The sequence below is a fragment of the Rheinheimera sp. KL1 genome, from assembly GCF_001275035.1.
GTDB lineage: Bacteria > Pseudomonadota > Gammaproteobacteria > Enterobacterales > Alteromonadaceae > Pararheinheimera > Pararheinheimera tangshanensis.
Window position 1 is genome coordinate 1 of sequence record NZ_LAMX01000044.1, and the last position, 11,177, is coordinate 11,177.

Below are 11,177 nucleotides of genomic sequence, written 5' to 3' on the forward strand. Positions count from 1 at the left end.
TAAACCGTGAGTGCCCACACAGATGATTGATTGCTTATTGTTAAAGAGCAGTGCTGAACCGGTTAAGACCTCGTTCAGCGGGAGGCGCATCTTACACTTCCAAGAATTTGTGTCAAGCCAGTGTTTTGAATTTATTTATTAAATCCACAAACTTAACTCACTTTGCTTCACTTTTGAGCAATTCTGTTGATTGCCTAGGCTACTCAGAGCGCATAATCCGTATTGAGGTCAATACCTATAAAGCATCTACTAATTGTAAAAGTGATTTTGATCAGCTTTTCCAAGTTCCAGAACTTGCTTGCACCAGCTGCATTTTCAGCGTCTCCAGCGCATTCTGCTTGTTCGCATATTGCGTTGTCTCGGATGAACTCTCGGCTGTTAGCCCCGATGTTTTATGTCGAATTCTGACACCCACATGCGCACCTACAACAGGATCGTGCAAAGACGGAATCACCTCAATTTCTAACTCATTATCATCCACGTGCTCACTCGCTATGCCCGAAAATCTCATTTCTGAATGTATACGCGTAACTCGTATTTTGCTACCAAAGCGCAGTGCTTAACACTTCTGAGCAGTTCCCTGCTAAAGCTCAGCTACTACTCAAGGTCACAATCAGGGGAACCCCACTCTTGTCCAACCGGGCCGCCCAGCCTGCCTTGCAACTTTCGGCTTTTACACCACGCAATTGCGATTTCATCAAAGCGCGCCGCAGGAATTTCCACTACAAGCTGGGAGTACGGCCCAGCACCAGCCAGATCCTCTTGGGTGATTGAAAAGCTTCCTGGGTTTTCAATTTGAATGACCGCGGGGTTAGGATTAGTTGCGTGCTTTTCAAAATCGTAAAAACACTCTTGATAAAGGCTGGCACCACTTGGATGACTTAATACCCACTCTTTTGTACTCATAAAATTTCCTCTGTACGTTATCTGATCGGCAAATATTTTAAGTTTCGTAATAGTAGGCATCTATCGTTTATTAGCGCCTACTGATGATAAATGCGCATACTCAAACTCAGCTCCCTGTGTCCACACTCAAAACAGAAAAGGAAATAAGCCTAAAAAGCCCATTTCCGTTTCTATCTTTCCATGTCATTGATAGTAGCTAGTCAAATTTCTCCATATGCTGAAACTGCGTTGCGCGCCGGTAGTAAAGGTCTGTGCAGCCTTTTTTAGTTACCACTAAATCGTAGTAGTCCGCTGTATCAGCAAAAGCTTTATCGAACCGATGTTTAGTGCGCGAAAGCTTATCTGCGGCTTTAACTATCGTATCCGCCATATAAATTATCTGTGGCTGCTCAATGCAGTTTAAGCACGACATCAAGGCCTCGTACAGAGCGGGGTCACGTTCAAGCACTTGAATTAAGTAAGGGCCTACTACTGCAGTGACCGCTACTTTTTCACTCACTAAAATGCCAGACTGGCTATTGTAGTGCAGGCGAATTTTGCCAATTTCGTGCAACAGCGCAGTAACCAGCGCTAAACTCAGCTCAACATCGGATAGCTGGTAGTAATTAGCTAAAGACAAACTAACACAAGCAATGTCGACGCTATGCCGGGCCAAATCACCGGCCTGACTGAAATCGCCGTCTTCAGAACCTCTCGCTTTATAGAACAGCGAAATAACCAGCGGGTCGCACAAAACCTCCTCCAGAAAGTGCCTTAAATCAGGGTAAGTAATACAGCTCACTAAAGTCCAAACGCCTGACAAAACCCCAAACATCGGAATTGGACACAGCATATATTGGTTTTGCAGCCTGACCTTGCTTAAACCAACCAGCTTGAGTTTACGCACCGAAGTAGGCGCTAACAAATCGTCTGTCTGCAGTAAAACCGATGCCTCTTGCCCATTCAATAATGCGCTGTGCGTTTCTCCCATAGGCAAGGTGATACTGAAATGTGGTGCGCTGAACTGGTAAAACTCTCCGGCCTTGCCTGTTGCAACGACAGGGCTGGCCCAACATAACACTGGCGGGTTTTGGTCTTTAAACATTCTCATAGTCTAACTCCTGCAGGGCCTCGCCCATGGTTTCAAAAGGTAATTTGTGTTCTGACAATAAACGCTCTAACGCGGTACCATCGCGGCGCACCAAGTTGGGCACATAACGCGAATACACTTTAAACAGCATGGTGGTATTGGCATGCCCTAACTGTTTTGCGATCCACTCAGGGCTCTCACCCGATGCCAACCAAATAGTGGCTGCGGTATGCCGGGTCTGATAAGGTGTGCGTCGTTTGAGTTTCAACGTCTCCAATAACGGGTACCACACCCGGCGTGTTACGTTTTTATGCGCCAAAGGCCCACCCTTACTGTTACAAAACACATAATCACTGCGATGCCGGGTCAGTTTTTCCTGAGCCGCCAATGCCTGATACACAGCCGTTGTCATTTGGATCGCCCGGCGAGACGACTGAGTTTTTACTTTTTCCACCCGTTGTCGCACCAAGGCCTGCTCCACATGGATAGTGCGATTGTTAAAATCGATATCTTTCCAGCGCAAGCCATCGATTTCACCGGTACGCAATCCGGTAAAAAAGCGCAGAGTGTAATAAGGTTTAAAATCCTCAGGCGCCGCAGTGATAATTCGATACACCTCATCCAGGTTAAAGGGCTCGATTTCCGGGCGTTCCAACGGCAGCGGCTTAATGTTTCGAAACGGCGACTCAAACCTGAACTGATCAGCAGCGTCATTTAAGATCATCCGCACACAGTTCATGATGTGATTAATACGAGACGCTGAAAGCCCTGCTCCATCCGGTTTTTTATGCTGCGACAACTTTAACCGAAACTCCAAAATCTGCTTTTTGGTGATCTGGCTAAGCTGCTCGTCCTCAAAGCTGGGCAGAATATGGGTATCCAGCATGCCGTTGACGGTTTCAATCTGGCTGTGTCGCCACTCCAGCTTTTTCAGCGTCAACCAGCTCTCAGTAAACACAGCAAAAGCCGTATCCCCGCCACTGGCATTGCGTTTTTCCATCTGATGAATAGTGCGAAAATATTCAGCATGCGGGCTATTCGGAAAATGGTAGGCAAAATCAAAAGTACCGGCTTTGATCTGCAGTTCCATCTGCGCCATAGTGGCAGCCAAGCGTTTTTTGTTGGCTGGTGTATCACTCAGGTTTGAGCTCTCACGCAGCCTTTTTCCCTTAAAACGAAAGTCGAGATACAACTTACCGTAGCGTTCAACAATACTTCCCATAAGCGCCTCCGATTAATCTCGTAAAGAAGAAATAGAAGTCCCTTTCAGTAAGGCTTGCTCTACTCGCTCCCAGATAAACAACAGCTTCCTGCCGCCGAAAGGTCGGATATAGTGCACACCTTCAAAGAAGACTCGATCTTTGAGCGAATCCCGAATGGTACGAATGTCATATTTGATTTTTGTAGATAGTTCTTCAGTTGTTAGATACGTTTGTGCCATACTTCACCTCAGCAGATAACCAGACATTACAGAAGAAATAAATTACCTTCAGAAGATAATTTTTACCTTCTAAAGCAAATATAAGACACTTATTTGCTCTTGTCACGTCATTTTTTATCTTTTAGTGAAAATAATTACCTCCTAAAGATAATTTATACCTAGAGAAGACTATGATTAAGTGCAATTTATCCAGAATAATGGGCGAGCGAAGATTAAAAGTGGCTGATGTTGTCAAAGACACAGGCATAAATCGTGGCACCTTGGACAGGATTTACAACGAAAGCGCCAGCCGTATAGAGCTAGAAGTTATTGAGCAGCTGTGCCGCTATTTAAATGTGACCGTTGGTGAGTTGTATGAGGTTAAGGATGAGTAGTGTGGTTTAAATAGTTGAGCAAGGTAGGGTCATGAGTAATTGCGGCACAGGTTGTTTGTATTTAGCTAGCAGTCTCGTTGCAACAACTCAGACTCTATACCGATTGAAGGTTAAGCAAAGATAAATCAAAATACTAAAAAGATTAACTTAACTAAAGCCCAAGCAACTTAAGCAAAAGCTTGGCGAAAATTTAATCCTACGCTTTTCACTGAAAGTGGCCCTTACTGATAATAAAAAGGCAAAACTCCCAATATTTCGAGATGTTGTTGTAAAAGTAACTTCAGATTTTATGGAGGTTAATTTCGACCTCTGATTCAAACACTTGCTGCGCAATAATTTACACCCTAGAGGTAAATTGTCTGACAGGCAAAGCTACTTTTGGAAGATTTAATCTAGTGCAAGAGGCCATTAAATATTCTCGCCAGTATGGCCAAACATGGAAGCTCGCATTTTCTATAGCGAAGGCTGTAAGTGCCTCGTCATCAGTCACAGAGAAATCTGGGCTAAAAACATACTCTGCAATAAAAGTTGCTTCTATTTGCGCAAATATAGTTTCTGAATCCGTATCAGAGGTTTCAGCAACAAGCCGACAACCAACTTTGATGTAAATTGCAAAGAAGTTTTTTACGTTTGAGTCGACTTCTTCGCCAATCCCAAAAATTTCAGATTTTTCTACCCCAGTCATAAACTGGTAAACAAGCATCGAGCTATCAGTTCGTTTAGGATCCCACTCATCCTTAGTGAATACCGCTGAATTTTTTAAATATACATCATGGACAGAAAGTCCTTTGATCGCTCTCTGTAATGCGTCTTTATGCGCCATAACATACTTCCGCTTCTAAAACGGCACTCATATCTAAAGGACGGTTATACGTAACACGACGCGCTTTTTCAATTGATACAACGTTTGTTATTACAGTCTGATATCCATTTATGTGCCTAGTGCTGAAGGCTCCAAGCGCGTGTGACAAGCAATTGACTATCAGTTGATTCAGGCTTACATCTTCACTCTCGGCCCATTGCGAATATGCTTGATGCATGCTTTTTGGCATTCTCAGGGTGACCCTGCCACTAAAGTCATCAGTGACTTCTATCGGTGTTGGGACGGGCTTATTTTTTTCTTGAAAAATAGCAATTGTTGTCTCTATAGCATCTATTGCTAGATCGTAAGCCTCATCAAATGAATCTGCGTACTCAGTTAAATCAGGAAACTCCCGCACTCTTGCTTCAAAGCACTCTTCACCTTCGAAAACTCCTTTACGGACAGTGATGCTGTAATTTTGCGCGTCCATCTACTCTCTCCTCTCGTACCTAACCCATTTTGCTAAGTTCTTCAGAATACTCTTCTAAGATTTTTCTTATTTTTTTGATGTAAATAGCTTTAATCTGCGGATTCTTGCCATGATCACAATTAAAAGAACTTGAAATAAAACCTTTTAGCTGGTCATGGACAAATATTTTATGGCCACCGTTACTACCGTCTCTTACCTCAAAACCGAGGCTTCTTAGGGCTTTCATAACCTCGTTACATCGCAGAGCAGAGCTGCTTTGAAATAAGCTTAGGACAGTATTGAAATTCTCTCTACTCATTGTGACACCATATATAGTGTCACAGTTCCGAGGTGCGCAGTATTATACTTTTTGTTCAAAGTTGCAACGATTTTCAAATTTCTAATCTCCTGTGATATTCGCGATATAGAATCAAATCTTGTGCAGAAGTACTTAAACCCACTCTTCCCCAAGGCTCTCAGCCTGAGCCAGCACCAGCTGAATAGCTTCGTCTGCCATATCTGGCGGGTACTTGTATTTGCGCAATATGCGTTTGACCATCAGCCGTAAACTGGCTCGTACGCTTTCGCGTTTACTCCAGTCGATGGTGATATTTTTTCGCAAATTGTCTGTCAGTTCGTGGGCTATTTTCTTCAGCGTATCGTCGCCCAGCTGGAGCACAGCAGCTCATTATTGGCCAGCGCGTCATAGAACTTCACTTCATCGTCGGTCAGACCAAGCTCTTCGCCACGTTTGGCCGCTTCTCGGAACTTCTTCGCCATATCTACCAGCTCTTCCATCACCTGCGCAGTTTCAATGCTGCGGTTTTGATAGCGGGTGACTACGTTACTCAGTAGCTCTGAAAACTTCTTCTGCTGAATCACGTTGGTCGAAAATCGGGATTTAATCTCACCTTCCAGCAAGCGTTCCAGCAATTCAACGGCCAGATTTTTCTCTGGTAGGTTCTGCACTTCAGCTAAAAATTCATCATCCAGAAGGCCAATATTGGGTTTATCAAGCCCTACCGCTGCAAAGATATCAACCACTTGGTCGGACACTATGGCCTGACCAATGATTTGACGAATGGCCAGTTCCTTTTCTTCGTCGCTACGTTTTTTATCTGTGGTATCACGTTTGATCAGAATCACCTTCACTGCTTGCAGGAAGGCAACTTCTTCACGCACTGCTTTGGCTTCATCCATAGTGCAGCACAAACTAAAGGCTTTACTCATGGCCAGCGCATTATCAGCAAAGCGTTTCTTACCATCTTTTAAGCCCAATATATGGTTAGCTGCACCAGCCATCAGTTTATGGCTACTCAACGAGAATTCGCTGTAATCGAAGCCGTGCATCAAACCGCGCAGAATATCGAGCTTTTCTTCCAGCACAGCCCAAGCCTCAGCAGTATCGACCGTTGGCTTACCTCTGCCATTACTGGCCGTGTATTCCTTCAAAGCTGACTTTAATTCATTGGCGATGCCGATGTAATCGACCACCAAGCCACCTTGTTTGTCGCGGAACACGCGGTTTACCCGTGCAATGGCCTGCATCAGGTTGTGGCCTTTCATTGGCTTATCGACATAAAGCGTATGCACACAGGGCGCATCAAAGCCGGTGAGCCACATATCGCGCACTATGACTATTTGCAGTGGGTCTTTTGGATCTTTAAAGCGTTTTTCCAGCCGTTTTTTTACTTGCTTGGAATAGATATGCGGGCGTAGTAGCGCTTTGTCGCTGGCTGACCCCGTCATCACAATTTTAATGGCACCTTTTTCTGGATCGTCGTCGTGCCATTCTGGTCTAAGGCGGATAATTTCATTGTACAGATGGGCGCAAATATCGCGGCTCATCGCCACAATCATCGCTTTACCTTGTTGCGCCTGATTACGTTCTTCAAAGTGCTCCACCAAATCAGCAGCCACCTTGGCAATACGTGGCTCGGCACCAACAATACGCTCTAAGGCTGCCCATTTGGATTTCAATTTACTGCGGCTACTTTCTTCTTCATCTTCAGCCAGCTCATCCACTTGATCATCCAGCAGTGGCAAGTCTTCAGCTTTTAAACTGAGCTTGGCTAAGCGGGATTCGTAATAAATGGCAACAGTGGCACCATCTTCTTTGGCCTGCTGCATATCATAGATATGAATGTAGTCACCAAACACAGCGCGGGTATCACGGTCTTCGCTGGAAACAGGAGTGCCGGTGAAGGCCACAAAAGTGGCATTTGGCAGTGCGTCGCGTAAATGCTGGGCATACCCCACCTGATAGACATTGTATTTACCTGTGGCTTCGCCAGTAGCAGACAACGCAACCTTTTCTTTTAACTTAGCCTCAAAGCCATATTGAGTGCGGTGTGCTTCGTCGGCGATCACCACAATGTTATGCCGGTCGGATAATAGCGGAAATACATCTTCATCTTCACCAGGCGCGAACTTTTGAATAGTGGCGAATACGATACCGCCGGAAGGTCGGTTACTTAGTTTTGCCCGTAAGTCTTGCCGTGTTTCCACTTGCACCGGCTGTTCACGTAATAAGTCTTGGGCCAGTGAGAACACGCCAAACAATTGGCCGTCCAAATCGTTGCGGTCGGTAATGACCACAATGGTCGGGTTTTGCATTGCCGCTTCGCGCATCACTCGGGCGGCAAAGCAGGTCATGGTGATACTTTTACCACTGCCTTGAGTATGCCAAACAACACCGCCTTTACCTTTTTTCGCCGATTGATTATCAGAGCGCGAAGCGGTAACGACTTGAGTAATTGCTGCACGCACCGCATGGAATTGGTGATAACCGGCAATTTTTTTAACTAGAGTACCGTCATCTTCAAACAGCACAAAGAAGCGCAGGTAATCGAGGAAATACTCTGGCGCAAACACGCCGCGCACCATGGTTTCCAGTTCATTAAACTGACCAAGCGGGTCCAGTGTGACGCCATCGATGGTGCGCCACTGCATATAACGTTCAGCGTTACTTGAAAGCGAACCCATCCGCGCTTCCGAGCCATCCGAAATCACCAGGATTTCGTTGTACTGAAATACATCAGGAATTTGTTCTTTGTAGGTTTGAATTTGGTCGTAGGCTTTCCAAATATCGGCGTTCACATCGGCAGGGTTTTTCAGCTCTAACAGCACCAATGGCAAACCGTTGATAAACAGAATAATGTCGGGCCTGCGCGAATGTTTTGGGCCTTTGAGCGTGTATTGATTGACTGCTAAAAATTCATTGAGGCCTTGGTGGTTTTCCCAATCAATCAGGTAAACAAAATCACCGCGGGTTTCGCCGTCTTTTTGGTACTGAACAGGAACGCCATTGACCAGCAAGTTATGAAAATGCCGGTTAGCAGTAAGTAGCGAAGGAATGCCTAAATCCAGCACTTGCTTGATGGCATCTTCACGGGCCACCAATGGAATTTGCGGGTTAATACGGGCAATGGCATAACGCAGGCGCTCGACCAACACTGGCTGCACATAATCGGCCCGCTCAGGTGAGGGGCCATCTGGCGCGATGTCGTAACCACAAATATGGGTGTAGCCGGTTTCTATCAGCCAATTGATTGCTTCTAGCTCTAATTGATCTTCTGTCATTTTATTCCCTGAGCTCTGTTCGTTAATCCGTAATTGCTGCGACAGCTTGTTCTGCTTCTGGGAGACGTAGCTGGCCTGAGATTAATCGTGGTAGCAATGTGTCTCTGAGTGCAGTAAGTTTCGATATTTGCGTTAAATGTGCACGGTCTATCATTGGCCGAACATTTTCAGCAAATACTTTCAATACTTCATCAGATGGTACTACAACCCGTTCAGACTCTAAAAAATGAGTAGTCTGAAAGTTACTGATCCCCGTGCTTTGATTTTGATATTCCCATGTTTTGCCCTGCGCATAGATGTAGGTCATGTGCTGTGCTAACACTACGCTAATGTTCTGACTCTCTGGACGTAATAGACGGCAGAAACTTGCTGGTTCCATTGGGCAATCGAATTGGCTAAGAATGCCATTTGTTAAGTACAGAGACCGACCAGTAGGTTGATCTTTACTACCTCCCGAGACCTCTAAAACCAAATCACCATCTTGGAGTTTTCGGCTTGCTAGTTTCTTGGCGCTTGTGTATCTGATAGGTACTCTTTCCGCGTTTCCTGCTGCTAAGTCGGGTAAATCAGTTCCACGAATAATCGCTACACGAACTTCGTTTTTTTCAGTTGGCAGCTCATCTCCCCAATCCCCACCAATTGTATGAGTCAAAAGATCACCAAATGGAACTAACTTCCACCCCTCAGGGATTGGGCCTTGGGGGGAGTCGGTGAAGGTGGCTGGGAATAGGGCCTGAATTTCTGGGGGCAGGATTGGGGCTTGGGTGCCTGCGTTGACGTACACTGGATCAAAATCCACAAACCACGACTTAAACAACGCCTGCGCAATCGCCTCTAATGTGGCATTGGTTTCACGGAGCAAGGCTATGCGGTCGTCTAATGAACCGATTAACTCCGCAACAGCATCTTCTGATTGCGGGCCGAGGCGAGGTATTTTCAGCAGTTTAATGCATTTCAAACTTAACGTTTTCTGCGTACTGCCAACAGCACTAGCTTCGATTTGCTCACGTAAAAATGGTGAGTTTAAAGCTGCATACAAGTATCTAGGGTTAATAGACTTAGGAACAATAGCCGCGGTATTTTGTCCTAGACAAAAATTTGTATCCTTCACTAAAGCAGTAATACCGAATGAGCCCACCCGAGTAATTACAATATCATTTCGCTTAGGTTTGTAACGCCTAGAAAATTCGTCGAAAACCTCGCTATCTACTTTGAAAGTAGAAGCCAAGTTTAAGACTCCATATTTAACATCGGTAACTCTAACCATAGGTTGACCTACTTCAGAGTAGACTGGTGTCTTATGCAACGAATCAATGATCTCGGCAACAGCATCTAAATTCGAGTACTCAAAACTCATAACCCAGCCCCCCCAACTTCTGCCGGATTAACTGGTCCAGTTCTGCGCCTTTGGCCATTTGCTCGCCCAGCTTTTCCGTGAGCATAGTCATCTTGTCAGCAAAAGCGTCATCACAATCTTCCACTTCTTCTGCACCGACATAACGGCCTGGCGTCAGCACATGGCCATGCTCGGCAATTTCGCTGAGCGGTACGCTGCGACAGAAACCAGCAATGTCCTGATAACCTTGCTCAAAGCCTTCAACACCAGACATATCTTCACCACGCCACGCTTTGGCGGTGTTGGCAATGCGGTCAATGGCAGCTTGGTCGAGCTCGCTTTGCACGCGGCTAATCATGCTGCCTTGTTTGCGGGCGTCGATAAACAGCACTTCGCCTTTACGGCCCGTTTTTTGTTTGGTTAAAAACCATAAACAGGCAGGAATTTGAGTGTTAAAAAACAGCTGGCCTGGCAGGGCTACCATCACTTCCACCACGTCGGCGTCAACCATGGCGCGGCGAATATCGCCTTCGCTATTTTGGCTGGATGACATGGAGCCATTGGCCAGCACAATACCGGCGCGGCCGGTTGGTTTTAGGTGGTACAACATATGTTGTAGCCATGCATAGTTGGCGTTGCCTTGTGGCGGATTGCCATACACCCAGCGCGGGTCGCCTTCTAAACTGCCATGCCACCAGTCGCTGATGTTAAATGGCGGGTTGGCGAGGATATAGTCGGCGCGTAAATCGCTGTGCTGGTTTTTGGTAAAGGTGTCGCCTGGTTCACGGCCTAAGTTGAAATCGATACCGCGAATCGCGAGGTTCATCGCCGCCAAGCGCCACGTGGTTGGGTTGGATTCCTGCCCATAAATCGACACATCACCCAACTTGCCGCCATGCGCTTCGATAAACTTTTCCGATTGCACAAACATACCGCCCGAGCCACAGCATGGGTCGTAGACTTTGCCTTGGTGCGGGTCGAGTACGGCCACTAAGGTGTTAACGATGGACTGTGGCGTATAGAACTGACCGCCTTTTTTACCTTCGGCGCTGGCGAACTGGCCTAAGAAGTATTCGTACACTTGGCCCAAGATATCGCGGGCTTTGGATTGGTCTTCGCCAAAACCGATGGTGGAGATTAAGTCCTGAGGGATCCCCACGAATTTAAGCATGTAAATCATCTCCATAGGAAGCTGTGA

General features: G+C 46.0%; 11 protein-coding genes and 1 pseudogene. 1 reads left to right on the plus strand and 11 read right to left on the minus strand.

What is annotated here, in order from left to right:
- Positions 1-271: 271 nt before the first annotated feature.
- The 5 genes from WH43_RS19185 to WH43_RS19940 all read right to left on the minus strand — a co-directional run bounded on the left by WH43_RS19185 (position 272) and on the right by WH43_RS19940 (position 3,416).
- Positions 272-481 carry a peptide chain release factor family protein gene (locus tag WH43_RS19185; protein ID WP_152342907.1) on the minus strand — a complete coding sequence of 70 codons (210 nt, stop codon included), beginning with the start codon at positions 479-481 and terminating at the stop codon, positions 272-274.
- A gap of 116 nt (positions 482-597) precedes the next feature.
- Complete coding sequence (locus WH43_RS19190; protein WP_053426163.1) at positions 598-906, minus strand: hypothetical protein; 309 nt, start codon at positions 904-906, stop codon at positions 598-600.
- A gap of 196 nt (positions 907-1,102) precedes the next feature.
- Positions 1,103-1,996: an HD domain-containing protein gene (locus WH43_RS19195; protein WP_152342908.1), complete on the minus strand. Its 894-nt coding sequence runs from the start codon at positions 1,994-1,996 to the stop codon at positions 1,103-1,105.
- Positions 1,983-3,197: a tyrosine-type recombinase/integrase gene (locus WH43_RS19200; RefSeq protein WP_053426157.1), complete on the minus strand. Its 1,215-nt coding sequence runs from the start codon at positions 3,195-3,197 to the stop codon at positions 1,983-1,985. Before WH43_RS19200 ends, WH43_RS19195 begins: the two co-directional genes overlap by 14 nt.
- 12 nt (positions 3,198-3,209) lie before the next feature.
- Entirely contained in the window at positions 3,210-3,416 is a 207-nt protein-coding gene (locus WH43_RS19940; protein ID WP_082335862.1) for a hypothetical protein, read from the minus strand.
- 170 nt (positions 3,417-3,586) lie between these two features.
- On the opposite strand from WH43_RS19940, the gene WH43_RS19205 reads away from it, so the two are divergent.
- Positions 3,587-3,790, plus strand: coding sequence for a helix-turn-helix domain-containing protein (locus WH43_RS19205; RefSeq protein WP_053426158.1), 204 nt, complete (start codon positions 3,587-3,589; stop codon positions 3,788-3,790).
- A 337-nt stretch (positions 3,791-4,127) separates the two neighbouring features.
- Here WH43_RS19205 and WH43_RS19210 read toward each other — a convergent pair whose 3' ends face one another.
- The 6 genes and pseudogenes from WH43_RS19210 to WH43_RS19235 form a co-directional block, all read right to left on the minus strand.
- Positions 4,128-4,613, minus strand: a complete 486-nt coding sequence (locus WH43_RS19210) for a hypothetical protein (protein ID WP_053426159.1) — start codon at positions 4,611-4,613, stop codon at positions 4,128-4,130.
- On the minus strand, positions 4,603-5,082 hold the full coding sequence (locus tag WH43_RS19215) for a toxin-antitoxin system HicB family antitoxin (RefSeq protein ID WP_053426160.1): 480 nt from the start codon (positions 5,080-5,082) through the stop codon (positions 4,603-4,605). The genes WH43_RS19210 and WH43_RS19215 overlap by 11 nt, the downstream gene beginning before the upstream one ends.
- Before the next feature lie 19 nt (positions 5,083-5,101).
- The gene (locus tag WH43_RS19220) at positions 5,102-5,380 is read right to left on the minus strand and encodes a type II toxin-antitoxin system HicA family toxin (RefSeq protein ID WP_053426161.1); all 279 of its coding nucleotides are present in this window, start codon (positions 5,378-5,380) and stop codon (positions 5,102-5,104) included.
- A gap of 132 nt (positions 5,381-5,512) precedes the next feature.
- A pseudogene (locus tag WH43_RS19225) lies at positions 5,513-8,643 on the minus strand (type I restriction endonuclease subunit R).
- 22 nt (positions 8,644-8,665) lie between these two features.
- Positions 8,666-10,000, minus strand: a complete 1,335-nt coding sequence (locus WH43_RS19230; protein WP_053426162.1) for a restriction endonuclease subunit S — start codon at positions 9,998-10,000, stop codon at positions 8,666-8,668.
- Positions 9,990-11,177 (minus strand): N-6 DNA methylase family protein (locus tag WH43_RS19235; RefSeq protein WP_053426164.1); only part of this gene is annotated, 1,188 nt, incomplete at its 5' end. The genes WH43_RS19230 and WH43_RS19235, both read right to left, overlap by 11 nt.